Source organism: Microvirga sp. 2YAF29 (assembly GCF_052114605.1).
Taxonomy (GTDB): Bacteria; Pseudomonadota; Alphaproteobacteria; order Rhizobiales; family Beijerinckiaceae; genus Microvirga.
In genome coordinates, this window is sequence record NZ_JBFRFB010000004.1 from 251,303 (window position 1) to 275,339 (window position 24,037).

Below are 24,037 nucleotides of genomic sequence, written 5' to 3' on the forward strand. Positions count from 1 at the left end.
TTGTTCCACGGGTGGCGGATGCGGTTGCATTCGTCGCCCGTCGTGTTTCAGGCCGGCTCCGCGAGCTTTCCCGGCTCATCGATCGCCGCGATTGGCAGCGTCACGATCCGCAGCTCATGATCGTCCGGATCGATGCGAATGGAGAAGCCGAGATCGCGGCACATGTCGAGCATGGTCGTGTTCTCGCGTAAAACCTGCCCCTCGATCTCGTGCAGGCCCTCCACCTTCGCCCATTCGACCATGAGCTTCATCAGCGTCCAACCGAGTCCTAAGCCCTTCAGGTCGGAGCGCAGGAGGATGCCGTATTCGCCGGTCTCGTGGTTGGCGTCCGCATGCACGCGCACGGCGCCCATCATCTCTCCGGTTTCCTCATCGAATGCGACGAAGGCGATGGCACGTGCGTAATCGAGTTGCGTGAGCCTCGCGAGGAAAGTGTGGCTGAAGTCGCGCACGGGCGCGAAGAAGCGCAGGCGTAGGTCCTCCGGCGTGATCTTTTCGAAGAAGCTTCTGAAAGCCTCTTCATCCTCCGGACGCACGGGACGCACAAAGGCCGTGCGGCCATTGCGCAACTTGATCGTACGCTCCCATTCCTTCGGATAAGGGCGAACCGCGAAGCGCGGATGGCCCGCGCCCTTGCGCGTTTCCGGCGCGACAACCACACGTGCATCGACGGCGATGACGCCGGTGTGATCGGCCAGCAGCGGATTGATATCGATTTCGCGCACCTCGGGCAGATCGGCGGCAAGCTGCGCGAGCTTCACGAGAGTCAGCGCGATGGCGCGCTCATCGGCTGCGGGAACATCGCGATAGGCTTTCAGGCGACGCGAGACGCGGGTGCGTGCGATCAGGTCGTCCGCCAGCTTGAGATCGAGCGGCGGCAAAGCGAGAGCCTTGTCGTTGATGACCTCGACCGCCGTGCCGCCGCGTCCGAACAGCACGACGGGCCCGAAGGACGGATCGTCAGCCAAGCCGACGATCAGCTCGCGCGCCTTCGCGCGCCGCACCATGGGCTGCACGGTCACGCCGGTAACCGTCGCCTGCGGACGCAAGCGGGCAGCGCGCTCGAAGATTTCGACAGCGGCTTTGCGGACGGCGGCCTCGGTCGTAAGGTCGAGCTGCACGCCGCCGATATCGGATTTATGTACGATGTCGGGAGAGAGGACTTTCACCGCGACCGTTCCGCCCTCCTCCAGCAAGGGCTTTGCGGCAGCAGCAGCTTCGTCGGGCGTCTTGGCAAGGAAGACCGGAGCGGTGGGAATGTCGTAGGCCTTGAGCAGGCCATCCACTTCGAGCGGATTGAGCCAGCGGCGGTTCTGCGCCAGCACCCCACTGATGATGGCGCGGGCCGCTTCCGTATCAGGCGCGAAATCGTGAGGCAGGCTGTCCGGCGTTTCCATCAGCTCGTCCTGCGCCTCGCGATAGCGCACGAGCTGAAGAAAGCCGCGCACCGCATCGGCTTCATTGGCGAAATGCGGAATGCGCGCCTGTTCGAAAACGCGCGCGGAATCCGGGTCCTCGCCGATCCATGCGGCAAAGACCGGCTTCTGCCGCAGCCCCTTCGCGCGTTCGCGCTTGATCACTTCTGTGACGGCTTTCGCTACATCGGTTGCACCCGCCACGGCGGTAGGCACGCTGAGGATCAGGACCGCGTCGTTCTCGCGATCCTCAAGCAGCGTTTCGAGCGCGCCCGCGTAACGGGCCGGATCAGCATCGCCGATGATGTCCACCGGATTCGCGCGGGACCATGTGGGCGGCAGGATCGCATTCAATTTTTCCAGTGTCGCGTCAGAGATCGTCGCGAGCGTCCCGCCCAGATCCATCAGCCTGTCGGTGGCGAGCACACCGATGCCGCCGCCATTGGTGAGAACCGCAAGGCGAGAGCCGGGAAATGGCTTTTGGCGCCCAAGCGTCTCGGCAGCGGAGAAGAGCTGGTCCAGATCGAGCACGCGCAGCAACCCGGCGCGCCGGAAGGCGGCGTCATAAACGGCATCGGACCCCGCGAGAGCGCCTGTGTGGGTCGCCGCAGCCTTGGCCCCTAACGCATGACGGCCAGCTTTGATCACCACGACCGGCTTGATGCGCGCGGCGGCGCGCGCCGCCGACATGAACTTCTTCGCGTTGTCGATGGACTCGATGTAAAGCAGAATCGCACGCGTACCCGCATCGGCGGAAAAGAAGTCGAGGCAATCGCTGAAATCCACGTCGACCTTGTCGCCGAGCGACACGATGGCCGAAAAACCCACCTGACGCTGCGCCGCCCATTCGACAAGTCCCACCGCGACCGCGCCGGATTGAGAAATGAGAGCAAGATCGCCGGGCTTGGCATGATGCGCCGCAAAGCTCGCATTCATCCTCGCGCGGGGTGCGAGCACGCCGATGCAGTTGGGACCGACGATGCGCAATCCATGCTGCCTCGCGGAGAGCCTGACTTCCTCTGATTGGCTCTCTGGTCCATAACCGAGTCCTGCCGTCGCGATGATGGCCGCCGAGACACCCCGTTCGCCGGCCTCCTCGATGACATGCAACACCCTGTTAGGCGGCACTGCGACGATCACAAGGTCGGGAGTTTCCGGAAGCGTGGCGATGGAAGCGTAGCAGGGCCGCCCTTTGATTTCCGTGTGGTGCGGATTGACGGGGTAGAGCATGCCTGCAAAGCCACCCTCGACCAGGTTTTTCAGGAAGGTAAGGCCGAGCGAACCCGGACGTGGGCTTGCCCCCACGACCGCGATGGACCTAGGCGAGAACAGCTTATCGAGGCGATAGGTAGACATGAGCGGTCCTTCGTCTCGCGGGAGGGTGCAACACAGCTTCAAGCTAGCGCCGATCCGTCTGGGATCAAACTCCGGAGATTGCCGAACCTAATCGGCCAGCACGCGGGTGGGCGGGAAGATCACCTCGACGAGGGTGCCCTCGTCCGGGTTGCTCGCGATCTGCAGGGCGCCCCGGTTCGCTTCGACGAGCGCCTTGGTCAACGGCAGGCCGAGGCCGGTGCCGCCAGGCTTGCGGGAAGTGGCGACCTGACGGAACGGTTCGAGGGCAGCCACGATCTCGCTCTCCGTCATGCCGATGCCTGTGTCGCGCACACGGAAAGTGACCTCGCCGCGATCGGTCATCGCCGTCGAGACGATCACCTGTCCGCCGGCATCGGTAAACTTGATGGCGTTAGACACGAGGTTGAGCACGATCTGACGCACGGACCGCTCATCGGCCACCACCGGCGGCAGCTTGGGCGCGAAGCTCATGCGCATCACGATGCGGTCACGCGCCGCCTGCGGCTGAAGCAGCGTGACGCAGGACGAGACGAGATCGTTCAGGTTCACGCCCGTAAAGGACAGCTCCAGACGGCCCGCCTCGACCTTCGCGAGATCGAGAAGATCGTTGACGAGGCTGATCACATGGGAGCCGGAAGCGTGAACGTCGCGCAGGTATTCCTTGTAACGATCATTGCCGATGGGGCCGAAGCGCTCCTCCAGCATCACCTCGGCGAAACCGAGGATCGCGTTGAGGGGCGTGCGGATCTCATGGCTGATCTTGGCGAGAAGATCCGATTTCTGCGCGCTCGCCTCTTCCGCCGCGCGCTTGGCGCCGACGAGTTCGCCTTCCGCCTTCTTAAAGGTGGTCATGTCGCGCAGGACCGCGCAGAACTTGCGGTTCGCGCCGTCACTCACGGAGCCCATGGTCATGAAGAGCGGGATAGTGCCGCCCTGCCGCTCGCGGCCCAGAACCTCGCGTCCGTCATTGAGCAGGCTCGCCACTCCCGGCGAGCGCAGGCCTTCGAGATAATCGAGCGCCATCATATGGCTCTCGGGCGCCAACAGCACCGTGATGGCGCTGCCGACGACCTCGCGCTGATGATATCCGAAAAGTGCTTCCGCCGAGCGGTTGAGCGAGAGGATGCGACCCGCTTCATCGAACAGGATCACGCCATCCGTTGCGGTATCGAGAATGGCTTCCAACTCCAGCACGCGGCTGTCGCGGGTGCGTTGCGCCGCTTCCTGGCTGAGTGCCCGGCGAATGAGCATCAGCTGTGCGGTTTCGTCCTCCCATTCTGTTTCCGTCGTACGCACGGTAACGGCGATGGTGTCGCCTATTCGCATCGTAAGCGAGAGGCCGGTATCGTCCTCATCCGATCCAGTGAGCGCGGGCGAATCCCGGAACAGCTGGACCAGACCGCCCTCATTGGCGAGCTGGTCGGCACCGGCATAACCCGTGAGATCGAGAAGGAAGCGGTTCGCGAACAGGATACGCTCGCCGCGATGCACGAGGATGCCGATGGGCAATCTGTCGAGAACCCGGTCGTCGGAGGCGTGCGGCTCCGGCGCCACCTCCTCAGCCTGCTCGACATGCGCTCCAGGCAGGATCGTGAACTCTTCCGCCCGAGGCAGGGACATCTGCGAAACGGGCTGGAGGATGCTGGCTGGTTGCTCCTCCGCAGCGCTGGAAGCGGGAGCGGCGGGTGAGGCCTGAGGCTTCTCCTCGCTCTCCAGGCGTGCGCCGAGGGCGCGAGCGATTTCGCGAAAGGCGTGACGCTCGGCATTGGAGAGGCTCGAAGCCGGTGCCTCGATCTTGGCCGGCTGGGTATCTTCCTCGCTGGGAGCCCGTGGCGCAGTCGCCCCCGGAGGCTTCGTGGTCGAGAGAGCTTCCGACACGCGGTCGCGCAGGTTTGCGAACCAGTTTTCTTCTTCCGCGAGAGCGGGCTCCTCGGCCTGCGCCTCCTCGGGCGGAGCGAAAGGCAGGGCAGCATCCGTCAGGAAAGCCTCGACATCGGGATCGACCGCCGATGCCGGTGGCATCTCCACATCCTCCGAGACTTTCTCAATGTCGTCTTGGAAGAATTCTTCCTCGACTTCCTGCTGTAGCTCTACGGGGTTCTCAGAAGGAACGTCCCGTTTGCGCAGGTCATCCATCCGCAGAAGGCCGAAGCCGCGATAGCCGATGATCTCTCGATCAGCCCCGAACACAGCCATGCCGGCGAGATCCACGGGCACTTCCTGAGAAGCATCTTCCAAGGCCCAGAAAACCGTCCGTCCGCTCCAGGTCTCCCCTCGTTCGGTGAGAGCCGCTATGCTGTCCTCAGGGTCATGGACGATGGAACGGGTGAGCTCATCCCATGTCCGGCCGACGACGTCGCCGGTGCGATTACCGACCGCCTGGGCAAGGCCCGCTGAAATTTGGGTGAAGCGCATCCCGGCATCCGCCTGCCAGATGAAACGGATCGGCCCGCGCGGCTTTTCCTGAGCCGCCTCCGCCCCATCGATCGACTGGGGGGCAGGCTCAGGCTGCACGGCCTGTTGGAGGGCCTCGTTCTGCCGGGCTGGAAGCTTTGGGATAGAACCTGTGACTGCTGTCACCAGAACGGTTTCGCCATTGTCGAGCTTAGCGATGCGGCAGAGGCAGGCGATGGATTGCCATGGCCGGACGGGATTGATGCGCAGCCGCTCGGTACGAGCACCCTCAGCCGGTGCAGCGCCGGCCGCCAGGTCCCTCAGGCGGTCCTTCGCCCGCAAATCCGACGTGACCCACCCGGCCTCGATCGTCAAAGCATCCCGAAGACCGTGCGCGGCAGGGGAAGCCCAGAGCAGCCTGTCGATGGCCCGGTCCCATACCAAGACAACAGCGCCCGGCTGAGCCATCACGCCCAAGCCGGGTTCAGCGGCAAGCCGCTCTATCATCGCCTCGTACTGGTCCGGAGCCCGGATCATGGAAAGCCTCGCCTTCACCTCTTTTGGGAGTCATCTTATTGAAGAGGTTTTAGACTATTGTTGGCAAGGTGGCATGAGGCATGGAGGTCTTGAATCCTTTTACTTCGAGGTAACCTTAATGAAAGCAGCAAAAGCCTGTTGATTTTGCACTGCACAATGTGATATTGCACTGCACAAATACCAACCTTGAGAGGAGTGAGACATGGCGACGAACCCGAACCAGAACTACGAAGTTCCTGCCGAGATGCGCGACTTCGCCGAGAAAAGCGTCGAGCAGGCCCGCAAGGCCATCGACGGCTTCATGAGTGCCGCCCAGAAGACGGTGAGTACCTTCGAAGGCTCAGCCAACACGGTTCAGGCCAGCGCCACGGATGCCACCCGCAAGACCTTCACTTATGCCGAGCAGAACCTCACGGCCGCCTTCGACCTCGCCCAGCGCATGGTGCGCGCGAAGGACATGCAGGAGGCCATGCAGATCCAGGCCGAGTTCGTCCGCTCGCAATTCGAGGCGATGCAGACCCAGATGAAGGAATTCGGCTCCCTCGCCCAGTCGGCGATGAAGCAGCCCACGTCGAAGAAGTAATTCTGAAACCTTCCGAAAGGACGTCCCCATGGCGGAAGTGAAGAAGACCAGAACCCGGAGCCCGAAAAGCGCTCCCAAGGCTGATCTCGTCGAACTGGCGGCAGCACCGGTTGCAGAAAATGTGGAAGTGATCGAGGCAACGCCCGTGGCCCCGACCGCAACTCTCCCCGCTCCTGTGATCGTCGAAACGGTGAAGAAGGCCGAAGAGGCGTTCTCCACCGTTCGCAGCCAGGGCGATGCTTTCCGCCATGCCATGCGCGAATCCGCGACCGTCTCGGCCAAGGGCGCCCTGGAAGTGAACGGCAAGATCATCGAGGCGTTGCACAGCCAGGGCCATGCGGCCATCGAGTTGTGGCGCACCGCTCTCGACAACAAGGACCTGCAGACGGCCCTCAAGACACAGACGCAGGCCGCCCGGGATGTTTTCGAAACCGCTTCCGCGCAGTGGAAGGACATCGCCGAAACCACAGCGCATTGGATGACGAAGAGCTTCGAACCGCTTCGATCCGCGCTCCATCGTCCGCGCTGATCCCTGTCGGGATCGACCGATATGCGATAAGGCTTGGCTCCATGAGCCAAGCCTTTTTTCATGCGCCCTCCCCTGTTCCGGCCGTGATCGCCGTCGTCATCGAGAATGGCAGAGCCTTGCTCGTGCGCCGCGCCAACCCGCCGGATGCGGGGCTTTGGGGCTATCCGGGCGGCAAGATCGAATATGGCGAGACGGTTTACGAGGCCGCTATCCGTGAATTGCGGGAGGAAACCGGTGTCGAGGCCGAGGCCCGGAGCATCATCACGACCCTCGACATCGTGGTGCGCGCCGAGGACGGCGCGGTCACGCAGCATTACATCCTGATCGCGGTTCTCTGCCGTTGGCTTTCCGGCGAGCCCGTCGCCGCGGATGATGCGCTCGAAGCAGGCTGGTTCGCGCTCGATGGTCTTCGTCCCGAGGCGCTTCCGATGAGTGCCGATGTGGATGCGATTGCCCGTCGCGCCGAGGCGATAATCGGCTGATTGGCGCTGAGTAAGAAAAAACCCTGCCTCGCGAAAGGCAGGGTTGAAGTTTGTCTCTAACTTTGTGCCGCAAGGCCAAATTGATGGGACCATCTGCACACCATCAAGAAAGCGGCGTCAATGACAGCGCCCTATCATGGTTGATGAAAAGTAAACGTTCATAAATCGTCAATCATAAAGACAACGATCAACCGTAATCATATTGCAATTACCTCACATTGGCCTTTATTACTGATCGCACAGGCAATAAATGCCTACCATCATTCGCGTCCAACAAGGGAATTTATGTAATGCGTACCTCTGCTTTCGGACTGCTTGCCGCAACCGCCGCTCTCGCGATTGCCGCTTCGACCGCTCACGCTGCCGACCTGCCGTCCCGCTACTCGCCTGCCCCGGCCTATAACGCCATGCCGATCTTCACCTGGAGCGGCTTCTACGCTGGTGTGAACGCCGGTTATGGCTGGAGCTCGGGCACGAGCCGCTACTACGACCCCGCCTTCGGCGTGGCTGGCGGCAGCAGCAAGGGCGGCTTCATCGGCGGCGCCCAGGCCGGCTACAACTATCAGATGGGCATGTTCGTGGTCGGCGCCGAGACCGACATCCAGTATGCCGCTGTCGGCAACAAGGGCTCGTCCTACGGCAACACCTACTACGCCGGTGACTCGGACGGCTATTTCGGCACGATCCGCGCCCGCGCCGGTGTGGCTTTCGACCGCGCTCTCGTGTTCGGCACCGCCGGCTTTGCCTATGGCGACATCGGCGGCAACAAGGGCCTCGACACCGTGCTCGGCAATCACCGCAGCAATGACACCAACGGCGGCTGGACCGTCGGCGGCGGCATGGAATATGCCGTGACCGACAACTTCACCGCGAAGGTCGAAGGACTCTACGTGAACCTCGACACGAAGGACAACTACGCCCTCGCCGACCGTATCAACGTTCGCCGCGACACGGAATTCGGCGTGATCCGCGCCGGTGTAAACTACAAGTTCAACTGATCGACCTCGATAGACAACCTCGAAAGCCCGGCTCACCAGCCGGGCTTTTTCGTTTGTATCTCAAGCTACTTCTCAAACGTTACTTCATATCTTGGCACATTTATCGAAGTGTGATGGCAAGTTCCGCTTGATTTTCGCGTAAAGCGGTCACCATACTTTCCTATCCTATCGTCATTCATTGCGACGACTTTACAGAACGCTGGACCTGACCAAGCAAGAACGAGGCTGCGGAGATTATCCGCGGTCATAACAACGAGTGCAGTAATGCGTAATTGGGGCCGCTCCTGGCTGCATCGCCTCTCCCTCGGCATTCGCCAACCATCGCGTGCCAACGCGGACTGCGCCTATTCCCCTACGCTCCGCCATGTTCAAGCCTTTGTCGAAGGCGCGACGGATTGCGTGTTCTTTCTCGATGAGCAGTGGCGCTTCATCTATGCCAACGAGCGGGCCATGCGCGAACTCGGTGCCGACACCGCACTTGTCGGCTCGACTCTATGGGAGAGTTTCCCGAGAGCCCTGAACTCCATCTTCGAGCATTATTATCGCCGGGCCGTCACCGAGAAGAAGCCGCAGGTTTTCGAGGCCTACTTCGAACCCTTGTCCGCATGGTACGAAGTTCACGCCGTTCCCGTCGATACGGGGCTGACCGTCATCTTCCGCAACATCAATGACCGCAGGAATGCCGCGGAAGCCTTACGGGTCCGCGAGCGCCAGCTTGCCACGGTCTTCGGACAGACCATGGTCGGCATTCTGCACCGGGATCTGAACTTCGGCGTGCTGATGGTCAACGACCGTTATTGTGAGATCGTCGGGCGCAGCCGTGAAGAACTGGACGGCCTGCCCCTGCAGGCCTTCACGCATCCCGACGACATCGAGTCGAACATGGCCGCCGTTCAGGAAAATCGGAGGACAGGTACGCCCTTTCAGGTCGAGAAACGTTATGTGCGCCCCGACGGATCGTACGTCTGGTGCGCGGTCTATGTGTCTTTCGTGCGCGACGATACAGGCGAGGTCGTTTCCATCATCACGGTCGTGCAGGATGTTCACGAGCGCAAGCTCGCGGAAGAGGAGCGCCTGGGAGCGGAAGCGGAATTGCGCGAGAGCAGGCGCCAGCTTGCGACGCTCATCGATAATCTGCCGGGTCTCGTCTACAGGTGCGGCACGGAGACGCCCTGGCCCTTCTCCCTCATCAGTGAAGGCGCTGCGGTTCTCACCGGTTATCCCGTGAGTGATTTCGAGGAGCACAGGGTCACATGGGGTGACGTGATTCACCCCGACGATCATACGCTCGTGGAGGAAATGGTTCGGGACGGGGTGGAGAAGCGGCGCATCTACGATATCGTCTACCGCATCATCACCCGAAACGGCACGATCCGCTGGGTCGTCGATCGAGGACAGGGAGTCTACCACGCATCAGGGGAACCCATTGCGCTCGAAGGCATCATCAGCGACATCACGGCTCAGAAGGAAGCGGAGGAACAGATCCTCTGGACCGCTCACCACGATTCTCTCACGAAGCTGCCGAACCGCGCGCTGTTCCATGCCCGCCTCGCGCAAGCCCTCGAACAATCCGCGAGCATGGGGCGCAAGGTTGGGCTGGTGCTTCTCGATGTGGACCACCTGAAGGAAATCAACGACACCATCGGCCACGAGGCCGGCGACGCCGTTCTGCAAGCTGTCGCGACCAAGCTCAACCAGTTGGCTAGCCCCACCGATATCATTGCCCGTAATGGCGGCGATGAATTCGCCATCATTCTTCCGGACGTCATGAGCGAGGATGAGGTGAATGCCGTCGTATTGCCGATCCTCGAAGAACTCCAGAAACCTCTCGCTTATGGAATCCGCGCTCTGGATTGCCGCGCGAGCTTCGGCGTCTGCATATGGCCCGATCATGCGCAGGAGGCTGCCGATCTGCTGAAGCAGGCAGACATCGCCCTCATGACCGCCAAGATGACCGGGCGAAGCAAGGTGATGGTGTTCGAGCCTGCCATGCGCACCGAGACACAGAAGAAGGCACAGATGCGCAACAACGCGCGGGAGGCCATCGACAATCGGAGTATCGAGGCCTTCTATCAACCTAAGGTCCTCCTGGATTCCGGATGTCTCGCAGGCTTCGAGGCGCTGCTGCGCTGGCGCAATCCAAGCAATGGCATCGAGCTTCCCGGAAAGCTCCTGGCCGCATTCGAGGATCCGCATCTCGCCATAGGCCTCAGCAGGCAGATGCACGATATTGTCTTCGCCGATATGCGCCGCTGGCTGCAATCCGGCCTCACCTTCGGCCATGTGGCCATCAATGCGTCCGCGGCAGAATTCAGGGCGGGCGACTTCGCCGAGCAGATTCTGGAGCGGCTGCGCAGTGCCGACATCCCGACCGATCACCTTGAACTCGAGGTTACGGAAACCGTCTTCCTCGGGCACGGATCCGAGGGCGTGGAAAAGGCGCTGCGCACGCTCAGCGAGGCAGGCGTCAAGATCGCTCTCGATGATTTCGGCACGGGCTATGCATCCCTGTCTCACCTGAAGCAGTTTCCGGTCGACATCATCAAGATCGACCGGTCTTTCGTCCATGATCTGGCGAGTAACTCCAATGACACGGCCATCCTGCAGGCGGTGCTCAATCTCGGACGCAATCTCGGAATTACCACGGTCGCCGAGGGCGTGGAGACATCGGTTCAAGCGGCCTTCTTGCGCAGCCAGGGATGCGATCTGGGCCAGGGCTTCCTGTTCGGACGGGCTGTTCCCGGCAAGAATATTCCCGATCTGATCTCTACTTGGAACGGCACGCGCTTCGGTCTCTTCGAGCGGAACCACGCCCTGGCACGCGATCAAAGCCCAAGCGTGCACCATTAGAGCATCGGATCGATCCTACAAGCGGGATCCACTTTTAGGTCCGATGCTTCAGTCTCTGTCGACTTCGACCCGGTGTTTCTCCCGCTCCTCGCTCTGCTTGAGCGCCAGCAGCCGCCTTGCGGCGGTGCCGCCGGGCTGTGCGGAATAAAGCCTTTCGTTGAGCACCTCGATCTGCCAGCGCTGCAGATCGAGCAGGGCCTTGAGGCCCCGGATCTGCGCCCTGAGTTCGAGGGCATCCTGCAAGGGATCAGGTCCGGATAACATCATGGGACCACCCCTGACGGTCTTGGGATGAATCATTGCTGAACACGAAAATCAAAAAAACGAGACGGACGCCTCTGGATGTTGAATGCGGAATGGCGCGGCTGCGCTGCGATGAGCGCAAAGTCCGCCGTCGGCAATATGGGACTCAAACACAAACGTTAAGAATAGATCCTATGAAGGGGCCGAATCGCGAGTAGATCGCCACCACCTCACGAATGGAACTTTCTTACACTCACTCGGGAATGGCAAGGCTTGAGGGGAGTTCACGACGCCGCATGCTGCACTCTCGCGAAGTCGTGAGGGGAAAGGAACCGGAAGCTTCGCCTCACCGTTTCATCGGCATAGCTTGAAGGGAGATATGGCTCATGCCGGAAAGGCAATACGAAGCGGAAGCTGAAAAAATTCTGGCACGGATGCATGCTGCCAAGACCGGTGCCGCCTCCGAGAGCCTGCGTGTCATCGCGGAGGCATTGGAGCAGGCGGAGCGCCGCGGGCGTGAGGTGTCGGCTCGCCTAAAGGAGTCGAGCGGCTAAGCTTTCTTGCTGTGAACAAGGTAGCCTTCCCTGCGACAATCCTGTCAGGAACGTCCTGCGATAGGGGAACGTTCATGCCTTGTGTGATAGGACACAGCGATAAAGCCTCGGTCGTGCTGATCTTCCGAGCGTTAGGAGGACGATCGATGCGACTCACATTTGTTTCCATCATCTCCGGCGCTTTGGGAATCCTGTCCTTGAGCGCGGCTGTTCATGCACAGGAAGCCAATACGCGCATCGCATCCATGCCTTATGCCGATTGCCTTGCCATTATCGCCGAGGCTTCCGGCGAGATCGACGAGCAGCCGGTGCGCCTTGTCGATACCAGCGATCAGACAACTGTCCGCATTCCAGCCTCCGACGGCTTCGTCACTGTCTCCTGCAGCCGCAGTGATAACCAGATGATGCTGACGAAGAGCCCTGTTCCTGAAGCCGCAGGCATGTCGGCTTCACGCTGATCCGCCCTCAGCAGCCGCTCGCCGAGCAGGTGACGCCGCTTATCTGTGATGCGACGCGCGGGCGGGCATAGGTTATTTCAGACATATTGATCGTACCGGTCAGGGCATAGCCGATCATGGGGCTGTGGCTGTAACCGACCTGGGCAATCACCACGCTGCTGTTCGCGACTTTCAAGTCATTCGGCAGGATGTAAGGATCGCCCTTACGAAGCGAGGTTTTGCCGCGCGCAAGGCTCCAGGCGACCTTGGCTTTGCCGTCCTTGTCGACCACGATGCTCGACACCACGGAGCCCAGACCTTCGCTCGAAAACGGCTCCATGATCATCGACACGGCAGTAAGGGCATTGCTCGCATAAGTTCCGTCCACGTCGCGCTGCTGCGCAATGAGATCGGATAGGGCGCTCGATGCCAGCGTGACCTTCCTGCGCGCGGCAAGCGCATCGGTCAGCTCGATGGCTCCCATCGAGAGCAGCAGCATCACCGGAAGGATGATCGCGAACTCGATGGCAGCCACGCCGTCGTCGTTGCTGAGAAAGCGGGCTACGGGAGACTTCATGAACCTGCCGCTTGCGATTGGTAGAACGGCTCGTTCTGGAAGACGACGCTGGACATCAGCAGGCGGTTGCCGTTGGGCAAATTAGCCAGCGTCGGGAGGAACGCCGATAGCCAGACGGGAAACTGGTAGAAGACCCGCACGACGACGACTTCTCCGGCATTGCCCGGCTGATAGACGACTTCGTCCTCGAACTTCCCCTCTTCATCGAGCGGAATTCCGCGAGGGACCGAGGCGAAACCGGAAAGCCTGCGAACCTCTACACGAAGGTTCGTACCGCTGCATTTCAGGAACACTCCCATCTGGTTACAAAGCGCGGATCGGAACTGGGCCGGGGTCATACCTTGCGACTGCACCTGGCCGGTTTGGATCAGCCGCCCTACTCCTGTCGTTGCGCTTTCCAGATGCTGCCCCGCAACGAACACCAATGGGATCTGCACCATCGCCACCAGCATCAGCAGGAAGACAGGCAGGATGATCGCGAATTCGACCGCCGCGCTCCCGGCCTGATGTCGCCGGAACCGATGCAATGTTTTCAAAAGTGAGGCGCGAAGGGCTTTGCGGATCATTTCGAAAGATGCAACTTGGTGATCTTCTCGCCGATGCGACCGAAGATCTCGCCTAGATCCGCAGAGTTGGAGACGTTGAAGAACATCTCCTTATCCGAAGCGCAGCTTTCGAGAAGGCTGCTGCTGTTCGTGTTCACCTCCACGCGCACCGTGAAGATCTGAATGCCGGATGCCTTGATGTTCGTGCAGAGTGTCGATAACCGGCTGTTCATCACCTGCTGGCGCTGCGTGGTCGTGCCGCTCGTGATCCCAAGTCGTTTCTGCCAGATATAGCCGATGCCAGAATAGTAAGATTCGTTGTTGTTGGTGCTATCGGTGTTGCTGTTGTCGCCGTCCGTCATGAGAATAATATATTTGGTGAGATCCGGCGTTCCGTAGGGAACGCCGTCACTAAATGGCAGGTTAGGTGAGAGAACATGCCAGCCCCAAGCAAGCCCGATCGGGATATTGGTGTCGCCAATGGCGGTTAGGCTCGCAACCTTAGTCCGCACATCTGTCATATTCGATGTGAGCCGCAGGAGTGATTGGAGTTCGCAACCGGCGTTTGGCCCTAGCTGATACAATGACCCTTTGGCTTTGCCGGTCCGCGGCTTCTGGTCGTATTTATTGACGTTGCCTTGGAGCTCTTTCCAGGTCCAGCTCACATTATTCGGCTTTTTGTCGCCAATGTAGTCATTGGAATACGAGCTATTGCCATCGGCACTTCCTGGCTCATCGGGAGCAAAAAAGGGAACGAACAACGTCGAAGGCACGCCCGCAGCAGGTGCCGTATCCTGCACGTCGTAAGGCGACGGTCGGCTTTCAACACATCCAGCCCAGTTGACGCCCATGCTATTGAATAAGGTGAAGCGGCTCTTGTTCGTCGTATTGTTCGTGAAGATATCAGGCGTTGCCGGCGATACGCCTGTCATCCAGGGCTGGTCTTTGTAACCTTCCCCAATATTGACCGCCATTGAGAACGGTACGATGCCAACTTTCACCTGTCCGGGCTCGGCCGTGGCCTGCTCAAGCTGATCGATGAGCGAAGTCGACGCTGTCTTCAAATTCTTGAGCTTGTTGTTGTTGGTCATCGAGCCCGTATTATCGAGAACGAGCGCGATCTCGACTTTGCCGATGCTCCAGTTCACTTCGCTGCGCGCCGTCAGGTCGACGGGTTCCTCACGAAGGAGCTTGAACAGAGTAAGGCCCATCGTCGTGGACGCCGCGAATGAGATGCCGTTGGCCTCGCGTTGCGCCTTGATGGTGATCGGGCCGAACCCCTTGCCGGCGAGCCGCACATTCACCCAATCCTGCGCCTTTTTCTCCACCGTCGCGACTGACGCATTGCGCGGCAGGTGGGCCACGGCGAGACCTGCGGAATCGATTGCGGTCTGCAACTCCGCCTTCGCCAGGGAAACGCGCGCATAGTCCAGAGCAAGTCCGGAGAACCCGGCTAGCGGGATGAGCGTCACCGCAAAGATCTGAGCGACCGAGCCTTTCTCGTCGCCGAGCAAAGCCCGCACCTTCCGGACCATGCGGTCGAGGCGAGCGCCATCCCTCGGCAACCGGTCGCGCAGGAAGGATCTTCTCCAGTACGGAAACAAGGGACGGCTGCTCTGAAAATTGATGCTGCTATCAGGGTCTTAGCATCGCGCTTGGATGCCAGCCATTCAGCCGGATGGACTAGGCCAGAGAGCCGACGAGACGCATTGCTGAAGGCCCGCATCGGAAAGGCCTGGCGCGCATAAAAATACCCTGCCCCTTTCAGGGCAGGGTCAGTCTGCTTTCCTCGCCTCGGTCACTTCCCGAAAGCGCACTGAGTAGGCCACGCATCCTAGTCGACGTCAATATATGATTTAGATTTCCCCATCGAATACTGAGACAATGTCACCCGTTTGTTTATATATTCCTATTGGTTATTCATACCTACCTCTATGGTGGTATGTATTCGCTGAACGATAATTACAGCGTGTTGCCTGTTTGCTATAGGAGATGTCTAGTAACTCGCCCTAAGCTGCGCTGGTTCATCTCTGCACAAGGGTGGTCAGCATGAGAAAACCTCTTCTTTACCTTCTAGCCGGCAGCGCCATTTCAACTCTCGCGCTATCGGCCGCCAATGCGGCGGATCTGCCAAGGCCAGCGCCTCCGGCTCCCATCATTGCCGCCGTTCCGGTCTTCACCTGGACGGGCTTCTATGCCGGTGTGAATGCCGGCTGGGGCTGGCGCAATGATGACTCGCAATCCGTGGTCCTGACTCCGGGCCCCGGCACTCCGGGTCTTGCCGGCACGTTGCTCTTCAACAACAACGATGACGGCGGTTTCACCGGCGGCGCTCAGATCGGCTACAACTACCAGATCGGTTCCTTCGTGATCGGCCTCGAGACCGACATTCAATGGGCCGATACCAATCAAAACCAGAATGTTGCGTTCGTCCCGGGTCCCGGATTCGTCGGCACATTCACGCCCGGCGTGTTCGAGAGCAATGCTCCGGAATGGTGGGGTTCGTTGCGTGCCCGCCTCGGCTTCGCGATTGATCGCGTCCTGATCTACGGCACCGGCGGTCTTGCTTATACGGACGACACTACGGGCTGGGCGCTCGGTGGTGGTGTCGAGTGGGCGCTGCCTGTGAACTGGCTCGGCTCCTCGGCCGTCACCTTCGGCGTGGAAGCCCTGTGGCTCAGCTTCGACGATGACAATAACAATGGCGACCGCCGTGCCGGCACCTTCCTACCGGCAGCCGGCGGAGCCGTCGATGTCTTCCGTCCGGTGAGCGGTGGAAACGATAACGACTTCTGGGTTGCGCGTGCCAAGCTGAACTTCAAATTCGGCACTTATTAAGTGTACCTTTGTTGATGCGAAACCCCGCCGGATCCAAAAGATCCGGCGGGGTTTTCTACGAATACGCTGGCTGAATTTCTTATGTCCGCGCCCATCGGGTTCTATCGCAGCCCTCGACGAACAGGCCGAGCGCCTCACCGTTCGCTCCTTCAATCGGGCGGTAGACCAGATCGATGTAACGCTCTTCCAGGAGACCGCCCGGCTTTGATTGAAATGTGAGCGGCATCATTTCGCCGATGAAAGCCTGTTTCGTTGCGAAGACGTGGTCCAGCAACTCGAAATAGCCCTGCCCCGCAAGATCCGGAAACGCATCCCGAACCGACATATCGAACAGGTCCCGATGACCGACGAATTTGAAGTAATCGTCATTGGCAGCTTCGTAGATGTGCTCCGGGCCTCGAAGTACGGCTCTAAAGCTTGAGACTGGGAGAATGCTGATCTCTTGCGCTTCCATCAAATAACCGAGAAACGCCTCCAAGGGCCCTGATACACGAAGCGGCTCTATCACGGGTGGAATCGGCGCTTCATCCTCATCGATGGCGCCGATCGCAGCGCGGGCACATTTGCGGAATTGCTGCTTGAGACGCTCAGGCTCCCGGGCCCACCCGCGCGCATCCTCCAAGGTTTCATATAAAGCGCGGGCTACGGCCTCGACTTCATCCCCTGTCATCGTCCCCCTCGCGAAGCGGCGTGATCGACCCGGCTTTGCTCAAAACTGGGATCAAAAAACATTTAGTTCGCCGCAGCGATTTGGAAGAAGGCCGGTGCCGCATAAAGCATGAGACTTCAGTCTAAAGGCTTTTCACTGCAACGTTGCTTTGAAGACTCCATGCATCTCCACCGGTTGGAAACGCTGTTTCGAAGCGTGCAGCTCGGGCCGCTTGGCGTCATCCGCATCGTTGAAGTGAGCGAGATGCGGAAATGCGCCCATGACACTTCGACGCAGAACGAGGGTCAATCCCGGGTAAGCGAGGTCGGTGACACAAGCATAGTTGCAACCCATGCCGGAGGTCAGTTGTCCTGAGAAGCCGAAACCGCAAAGCTTGCCGTCGACTTCCACGACCATTCCGGTGAGCAGTGGCGACTGGAAACGATGACTGCTGGTCAGACAGGCAGAGGTAACGCCATATGCAGCACCGACCTTCATGCCGCGGGCAACGAGCCTCTCCCTCCATGCCTCCGTGAGGGCAACGCAGCCAGGGCGATCCGCAGAAGTATAAGGCCGTGTCTCGACCTGCCCTTGCCTGAGGGCGCGCGCCAGCTCCTGCCGCAACTTGGCAAATCTCGCACCCTCGAGGGCCACGACAGCCGCACGGTCATAGATGAAGTCTTCCGACTTGAGCTCGATCGAGAAGCCCTCCCGCATGACCTGGAGCGCCTGCTCCTCCGGCACGTAGGAAATCCGGCTCGACCGGCTGCTGTTGAATTCCTGCATCCTCTGCATTGCATGCCGCAATGCAGAGGCATCGAAGGGAAGCGGCGGGCAATACAATCTCATCTCCGAGCCGCCCTTCTGCCGGCGGACTTGGTAGATGAGAATGGACCCGGCATGCCGCTCCCAGAGCAGCGACCGTGTACTCGTCCGTCCGGCAAAATACAGATGGGGAAAGAAATAAAAGGCCGCCTTGACCCGCGCCTCCTCCATAGCACCGAGGAAGAGGTCAGCATCCTCGACCTCGATCGATGCGAGGTCAGCCAACGCATCTTCTTTATTCGATCTTTGAAGGAGAATGGGATCTGGATAAACTGGCGCTGCATTCGCTTGAAGAGCGAGCGTCATCGTGATCTCCCTTGCAATGGCCGCAACCTGCCGTATGACGCCCCTGAGCCGCTCTGGATTCCGATCTACCAAGCGAGGCATTTTCGCCTTCGTCCGCTTTACCCGCGAGGCTCATATTTTAGCCGCAGCTTCCCCGCGATGTTAGGCAACCTTCTGAGGTAGTTCTCTTGGGCACTTGAGATGAACCCTGCGGGCGAAGGGCCTGACAACAGCCGCCGCCGGCGGTCTAGGCGCGATTATTTGAGACGAGAGCGAGAAAGGGCCTTCGCCTGATCAGGGTGGCTTCGTAGCAGCGTTTGCTTTGGTGGTCGGATTGAAGGAGATCCGCCTATGGGCCAGACTCAGTATCTTGAGCCGCCCGCTTTCATGCTGAATCGCTCATCTAGCAGGCATCGAGACCCTGGACGCGTTCGACGGCTGCGAGGATAGAGAACCCAAAGGGTATTGTAGCCCTCCCTTGCCCCATCAGTCGTCGGAAACCGCCGGCGATGCCGATTGTCCAGCCGCTATGAAGATCGTTACAGTCTTTCCAAAAAAGCATAATCGTTTGCCCCGCGGTGCAGGTGCTTATCACAACGAAAAAGGGCTGCTCGCGCAGCCCTTTCGCATCGTGCTGTCGCGCTTTTTTGCGAAGGCACTAGATCACGAAGAAGTCCTTGTAGGTCATCTTGAGGTTCTTGGAGAGGGTTGCGATCTGAACCTGTGCCTGCGATCCCGTACCGTCGGCATCGTAGTATAGTGCCCCCGTCTTTTTGTTGTAGATGACGTGATCGTCCTTATCGTTAGCCTTTGTGCCTTGATAGAATTCGTTCGTTTTGATCACGCCCTTCTTGGCCATCTTTTTGAACACAGACTTGGCAAGATGGATCGTATCGTCTTTCACCTTGAAGTCGGCAATCCGGTCCACATTCTTTTTTCCGGGTTTGGTGTCGAACACGAAGATGTCCTGGCCCAAGCCTCCGGTGAGCACATCTTTGCCTGCGCCGCCATATAACTTGTCATTGCCATCGCCTCCTTTGAGGCGATCGTCTGCCGAGCGGCCTCGTAGGATTTGATTGCCCTGCGCATCAGCCCCACTGACTGTAGCCGGCTCGAACACGTCGAGAATATCGAAGGTGAAGGTTTGAGTCGTTCCGGCCCCATACCCGTTATGAGCTTTAATCGTGACGGTGTGTTGTGTCTTGGATTCGTAGTCGAGGCCTCCCGTCAGAACGAGATTGTTGCCGTCGATCCGGAAAGGACCATCCGAGGAGACAAGTGTGTAGCGGATGGCGTCTCCGTCCTTATCGTCGGCCGACAACGTGGCGACGATGGTGGAGGCCAAGGCATTCTCCTTGATCATGCTGGCCGACAGAGCCAGCGCCGTCGGCTCGCGATTGGCGGTTCGGAACATCTGATCGGCGAACTTGAGCTCTTGGACATCCACGAGAATGTCCGTGCCACCGCGTGACTTCACACTATCGGAGACGCGCAGCGATCCATCAGCTTGAGCGACGATGGTATAGCTAGAGAAACTACCCTCATACACGGCCGTGTTCTGGCCGCCGCCGCCTTTCAGCACGTCGTTGCCGCCCATGCCGATCAGCGTATCGTCACCGAGGCCGCCGGAAAGGGTATTGGCCGCGCCGTTCGATCCGATAAGCACGTCATCATAGTCGGACCCGATAATGTTCTCGATCGACGAGAACGTGTCGCCTGCAGCTTCACCTGTATTCCGTGTCGTATCATCGAGACTGATGGTCAGCTTCGTCTTGGCATCCGCGTAAACGGCTGTATCGATACCGGCACCGCCAATCAATTGATCAGCACCCGCGCCACCCTCGAGGACATCATCACCCTCGCCACCGCTGAGGACGTCGTCACCTTCCCGTCCGCGCAGATCATCATCGCCGCTCTCTCCCGAGAGAGCGTTCGACAGAATATTGCCTGCTAAAAGATTGGCACTACCATTGCCAATCAGCTGGATCCCATCGATGCCGGCGCCAGCAACGCCATTCTCGATCCCACCGGCAAGCGTGTAAACGCCCGACACCATTGCCACGAGAGTATCGCGGCCTCCCGCATCTTCCACTACGTCGTCGGTGTCGACCTCGAAGCGGTCGTTCCCCTCGCCGCCCTTGAGCGTATCAAGACCACCGCCACCGGCGAGCGTGTTACCGGAATCGTTGCCGACCAGCGTGTTGGCATTGAAGTTACCCGTGAGCGAGAGAGAACCGGCTTCGTCATCAGCGCGGAGGATCTCTATCGAGACCTCAGACCTGAGAGTGTAATCTAAATGAGCGATGATCGTGTCGATCTCACGATAGGCCTCTTGAGGATATGGATCGATCTCAACAATCACGTCATCCAAGGAACGCACATGATAGGTATCAGCTCCCCAGCTGCCGATCAGCGTATCTCTTCCGCCACCGCCGTCCAGAATATCTGCCCCATTAGTGCCCTCTATGGTCTGATTCCAGCTATTTCCTGTAACTACTGGTTTATACTTTTCAGAATAAGCCCCCGTAACACGTATAAGCTCTATCTCAGCTCCCTCATTTAGCGTGAAAGTTCCAAGTTCGATTTGGACTGTATCGGTCCCTTCACCGCGTTTCTCAACGATGATGGCATTATTCGGGTAAACGACATAATAGACATCGTTTCCTTTGCCCCCTTCCAACGTGTCCTGACTAGTGAAGGTACTGTCCCTGCCTGTAAAAAGGTAATTATCGCCATCGTTCCCAACGAGGTGGTTCGACAGATTATTACCCATGAGTTCCATCGGAAGGGTCGAGCGGGGGTTCAGAGCACGCATGTTCTCAACATGGTCGGGTAGATAACCGCCCAACTCAGTCAAGATCGTGTCGATACCGTTGTCTGCGTCCTCGCGTATCGTGATATAGGCATCCTTAGGGTCCAGAGGAATGGGGAAGAGATAGCTATCTCTTACGACATATGTGTCGTTTCCAGCACCACCTATCAAAGTGTCTGAGCCGAAAGTTCCATCCAAGCGATTGTTGCCCGCATTTCCTTTGATGACATTATCGAGGACATTGCCAGTCAGCGCGATATCGTCACTTCCAACTCCAATGAGATATTCGATATTATCCCTGTAAGTCATGTCATAGCTGGAGCTCGCATAAACGGTATCTTTGCCCGCGCCGATCTCCTCCACCACGATGTCGGTGAAATCGTCCACGTAATAGACGTCGTCACCGAACCCGCCATCCATGCGGTCCCTACCGGCACCGCCGTCAATGATGTCGTCTCCGTCACCGCCGTCGAGCGTGTCGTTGCCCAGAAGGCCAGTCAGCGTGTCATTACCGCCGCGCCCGCGAAGATCGTTAGCAACATCGCTTCCGCTTATCTTGTCGTTGCTAGAGTCGCCGCCAATAAAGCCTTCGATAGAAATCAGGGTCCCGTAGAAATTGTTGTTGCCTGTCATCAAGTCGACGACAAGCGAAGAATTTCCTTGGTGGTGAATTTCGACAATATCGAAACCTTCGCCGCCATCCAGAACATCGTTATATCCCGAATCTTCCACAACGAGGACGTCATCGCCGCTACCGCCTAGGAGCGTGTCGAGTCCATTACCGGCGACAAGCTTGTCGTTCCCACCTTCGCCCGACAGCTTGTCGTTTCCGCCTTGCCCCTGAAGGTAATCGTCACCCTCATGTCCGGCATATGCTTCTGCCTTATCGGATCCCGTCCAGCGAACGAAGTTATCGCCAGGGCGCGGCTCGCGTGGATCGAAGATCTGTGAACGGATGATCGATGCGCCGTTGGCATCTCCAGCCTTGTCGGTCCAGCTGATGACGAATCTGCCGTCTTGGAAAGCCGAGACGTGAGGATCGACCTGACTGCCGGTAGTCGAGGTGTTGACCAGAAGCTCCGCGCCATATTTGCGGCCATCGGCATAGAAAACTTGCGCCCGAATGGCCGTGCCGGATGTGTCGCCGCCCGTCAGGCTCGTGTCGACCCAAGTCACTACGAAGCGCCCGTCGGACAGAACTGTCGTTTCAGGATCGCTCTGTTGCCAGGGACCCGTCGTTCCGATGAGGAACTCGCTTGCCGCCTTGCCTCCCGAACTGTTGAAGACCTGGCCGCGCAATTCGCCACTGCTTGTGCGCCACGTGATGACGAACCGGTCAGAGAGCAAGGCAGAAATGCTGATTTCGCTGACGGGCCCAGTCGAGGAGATCACATTCATGGGCGCGGATGCTTGGCGCCCTACATTGTCCATGAAGTTGATCGTGATGCCGTAGAAGGGGGGAATATTGAGCGATCCAGGAATGTAGTTGCTATAGGCAACGACGCTTTTACCGCTCGTTAAGGCCACAATCTCTGCTGCGCCGGGTATCGCGGTTGAGCCAGTGTTCCAACTGAAATCTGAGCCGACACGAAACAGGGAGGCGCTGAATGTGGAAACACTTTTATTGCTCCAAGCTACCTCGAACCGACCAGGATCAAGCGCGTCATCCAGCGCTGTCACACTCATTACCTTCTGAGCCGCGCCTATTGTCCCCGAAATGATCCTGGAAGAACTGCTCAGTGTGCCATCGGCATAGATCAACTGGGCTCGAACTTCACTCGTCTGCGCTCCCAGGACATGCCATGTGACCAGAAACTGGCCATTGGACAAGGCCGTCAAAGTCGGAGCAGGATTGTTCCCAGCCAGCCCTCCGGTGCCAACTAACTGATCAGCGCTCCCAACCGGCGAGCCGCGGAAATCATGCACTGAAATCCGAACTGAATTGTCCGTTGGAGATACATAGGCTGTGACCGTCGTGCCAGTCTGTGAACTGACCGCCGAGGTCGACGATAGAAATGTCCCGGAGTTGCTGACCTTGGTCTCAGAACCCCACTTCACAACCTGAACCATGCTCGCCTCGACTGGACTGTTTCAATTCCCGATCTATCGCTATGGCATGGAACCCGGCCTGTGGAACTCTAAGGACAGATAGCTTCCCTACGTCACTTTGCGCATTAGTCGGGAAATAACCCATTTCATTCAATCATTAAGGGTGAAACCTACATCAATCTCAACTTAAAATAGTATTCTCGTGAGATTCAGCAGCGCTCATCGTCAAGCACCTCACTTTTGCGCCTGGATCGCCTGAGCAGGATAAGAGCTAGTACTAAAATAGCAGCGCCGAGCGACCTTAGTTGAGTGCCTATATATCACTAGGGTATAACCTGAGGTGACGTCACTTAAAGTAGCGGCTTTCACGTCACATCTGGGTTGACGGGCCTATTTGTTGCAATGCTACGGTCAGGCCTAAACCCTAAAGTGACACATGGCCCGCATCGGTTACGCCCGCGTCAGCACGACCGACCAAGATCTCGATACCCAGCTTGCAAGGCTCAAAGCCGAAGGGTGCGAGGTCATTCGTTCCGAGAAAGTTTCAGGGCCGAGCCGTGATGGTCGCACCGAACTAGCAATCATCCTCGACTTTATGTGACCCGGCTCGACCGTCTCGGCAGGGATACTCGCGACGTCCTGAACCTAATCTATGAGTGCGAGCAAAAAGAGGCCTTCGTCACAGCCCTTGCCCCCCATGTCTCCACACGTGGCGAAATGGGCCACATCGTGCTTACCGTGCTCGGCATGGTCGCACAAATGGAGCGGCGCTTCATCAAGGAGCGACAGAGGGACGGCATCGAGAAAGCCAAGGCCCATGGTTCTTATCGCGGCGGTAAGCGCCGCCTCGACTGCAAAGGTGGCTTGCATTGCACGAAGCAGGTCATGGACCAGCGGAGATTGCAAGGACTGTCGGATGCTCAAGAATGCAAGTCTATCGGGTGCTAGATCAATGTATAACTGAAGCGGGCATAAGGCAGGATCGGCTTATTTGACGAGCTAGGAAAGGGGCCTCTGCACGAAGTGTTCCAGCGCACCCTGTGCTGATCTGACCATGAGAACCTAGTTGTTCGACGAGG

Annotated in this window: 17 protein-coding genes and 1 pseudogene; 9 read left to right on the forward strand and 9 right to left on the reverse strand. The window is 58.9% G+C overall.

All coding sequences use genetic code 11. From position 1 onward, the window contains the following. Positions 1 to 47 precede the first annotated feature (47 nt). Positions 48 to 2,771: a bifunctional acetate--CoA ligase family protein/GNAT family N-acetyltransferase gene (locus AB4Y85_RS07545; protein ID WP_441984258.1), complete on the reverse strand. Its 2,724-nt coding sequence runs from the start codon at positions 2,769 to 2,771 to the stop codon at positions 48 to 50. A gap of 87 nt (positions 2,772 to 2,858) precedes the next feature. Further along, positions 2,859 to 5,702: a PAS domain-containing sensor histidine kinase gene (locus AB4Y85_RS07550; RefSeq protein WP_441984259.1), complete on the reverse strand. Its 2,844-nt coding sequence runs from the start codon at positions 5,700 to 5,702 to the stop codon at positions 2,859 to 2,861. 202 nt (positions 5,703 to 5,904) lie between these two features. On the opposite strand from AB4Y85_RS07550, the gene AB4Y85_RS07555 reads away from it, so the two are divergent. The 5 genes from AB4Y85_RS07555 (at position 5,905) to AB4Y85_RS07575 (ending at position 11,144) form a co-directional block, all read left to right on the forward strand. Further along, entirely contained in the window at positions 5,905 to 6,285 is a 381-nt protein-coding gene (locus tag AB4Y85_RS07555; protein ID WP_441984260.1) for a phasin, read from the forward strand. Positions 6,286 to 6,313: 28 nt separating this feature from the next. Continuing rightward, the gene (locus AB4Y85_RS07560; protein ID WP_441984261.1) at positions 6,314 to 6,814 is read left to right on the forward strand and encodes a phasin family protein; all 501 of its coding nucleotides are present in this window, start codon (positions 6,314 to 6,316) and stop codon (positions 6,812 to 6,814) included. 41 nt (positions 6,815 to 6,855) lie between these two features. Continuing rightward, a complete protein-coding gene (locus AB4Y85_RS07565) occupies positions 6,856 to 7,296 on the forward strand; it encodes an NUDIX hydrolase (RefSeq protein WP_441984262.1) in 441 nt (146 codons plus the stop codon). Positions 7,297 to 7,586: 290 nt separating this feature from the next. Further along, complete coding sequence (locus tag AB4Y85_RS07570; protein ID WP_441984263.1) at positions 7,587 to 8,294, forward strand: outer membrane protein; 708 nt, start codon at positions 7,587 to 7,589, stop codon at positions 8,292 to 8,294. A gap of 264 nt (positions 8,295 to 8,558) precedes the next feature. After that, a complete protein-coding gene (locus tag AB4Y85_RS07575) occupies positions 8,559 to 11,144 on the forward strand; it encodes a sensor domain-containing protein (RefSeq protein ID WP_441984264.1) in 2,586 nt (861 codons plus the stop codon). A gap of 48 nt (positions 11,145 to 11,192) precedes the next feature. Here the strand turns inward: AB4Y85_RS07575 and AB4Y85_RS07580 are convergent, their stop codons facing one another. Then, positions 11,193 to 11,411: a hypothetical protein gene (locus AB4Y85_RS07580; protein WP_441984265.1), complete on the reverse strand. Its 219-nt coding sequence runs from the start codon at positions 11,409 to 11,411 to the stop codon at positions 11,193 to 11,195. Between the two features lie 362 nt (positions 11,412 to 11,773). Between AB4Y85_RS07580 and AB4Y85_RS07585 the strand changes: the two genes are divergently transcribed. Together AB4Y85_RS07585 and AB4Y85_RS07590 are read left to right on the forward strand one after the other, a co-directional pair. Next, positions 11,774 to 11,941 carry a hypothetical protein gene (locus AB4Y85_RS07585; RefSeq protein ID WP_441984266.1) on the forward strand — a complete coding sequence of 56 codons (168 nt, stop codon included), beginning with the start codon at positions 11,774 to 11,776 and terminating at the stop codon, positions 11,939 to 11,941. 146 nt (positions 11,942 to 12,087) lie between these two features. Then, entirely contained in the window at positions 12,088 to 12,399 is a 312-nt protein-coding gene (locus AB4Y85_RS07590) for a hypothetical protein (RefSeq protein WP_441984267.1), read from the forward strand. A 7-nt stretch (positions 12,400 to 12,406) separates the two neighbouring features. Here the strand turns inward: AB4Y85_RS07590 and AB4Y85_RS07595 are convergent, their stop codons facing one another. Genes AB4Y85_RS07595 through AB4Y85_RS07605 form a run of 3 tightly spaced genes read right to left on the reverse strand, consistent with a single transcriptional unit; the run spans position 12,407 to position 15,104 of the window. Next, positions 12,407 to 12,955 (reverse strand): TadE/TadG family type IV pilus assembly protein, encoded by a 549-nt coding sequence (locus tag AB4Y85_RS07595; RefSeq protein ID WP_441984268.1) that lies wholly within the window; start codon positions 12,953 to 12,955, stop codon positions 12,407 to 12,409. Next, positions 12,952 to 13,521 carry a TadE/TadG family type IV pilus assembly protein gene (locus AB4Y85_RS07600; protein WP_441984269.1) on the reverse strand — a complete coding sequence of 190 codons (570 nt, stop codon included), beginning with the start codon at positions 13,519 to 13,521 and terminating at the stop codon, positions 12,952 to 12,954. Before AB4Y85_RS07600 ends, AB4Y85_RS07595 begins: the two co-directional genes overlap by 4 nt. Beyond that, a complete protein-coding gene (locus tag AB4Y85_RS07605) occupies positions 13,518 to 15,104 on the reverse strand; it encodes a Tad domain-containing protein (RefSeq protein WP_441984270.1) in 1,587 nt (528 codons plus the stop codon). The genes AB4Y85_RS07600 and AB4Y85_RS07605 overlap by 4 nt, the downstream gene beginning before the upstream one ends. A gap of 445 nt (positions 15,105 to 15,549) precedes the next feature. Between AB4Y85_RS07605 and AB4Y85_RS07610 the strand changes: the two genes are divergently transcribed. Further along, positions 15,550 to 16,338 (forward strand): outer membrane protein, encoded by a 789-nt coding sequence (locus tag AB4Y85_RS07610; protein WP_441984271.1) that lies wholly within the window; start codon positions 15,550 to 15,552, stop codon positions 16,336 to 16,338. Between the two features lie 79 nt (positions 16,339 to 16,417). Here AB4Y85_RS07610 and AB4Y85_RS07615 read toward each other — a convergent pair whose 3' ends face one another. The 3 genes from AB4Y85_RS07615 to AB4Y85_RS07625 form a co-directional block, all read right to left on the reverse strand. Next, positions 16,418 to 17,008 (reverse strand): hypothetical protein, encoded by a 591-nt coding sequence (locus tag AB4Y85_RS07615; RefSeq protein WP_441984272.1) that lies wholly within the window; start codon positions 17,006 to 17,008, stop codon positions 16,418 to 16,420. 132 nt (positions 17,009 to 17,140) lie between these two features. Next, positions 17,141 to 18,037: a phosphatidylglycerol lysyltransferase domain-containing protein gene (locus AB4Y85_RS07620; protein ID WP_441984273.1), complete on the reverse strand. Its 897-nt coding sequence runs from the start codon at positions 18,035 to 18,037 to the stop codon at positions 17,141 to 17,143. Positions 18,038 to 18,755: 718 nt separating this feature from the next. Further along, positions 18,756 to 22,979: a cadherin domain-containing protein gene (locus AB4Y85_RS07625; protein ID WP_441984274.1), complete on the reverse strand. Its 4,224-nt coding sequence runs from the start codon at positions 22,977 to 22,979 to the stop codon at positions 18,756 to 18,758. A gap of 415 nt (positions 22,980 to 23,394) precedes the next feature. On the opposite strand from AB4Y85_RS07625, the pseudogene AB4Y85_RS07630 reads away from it, so the two are divergent. Then, positions 23,395 to 23,953, forward strand: a pseudogene (locus AB4Y85_RS07630) (recombinase family protein). Positions 23,954 to 24,037 lie beyond the last annotated feature (84 nt).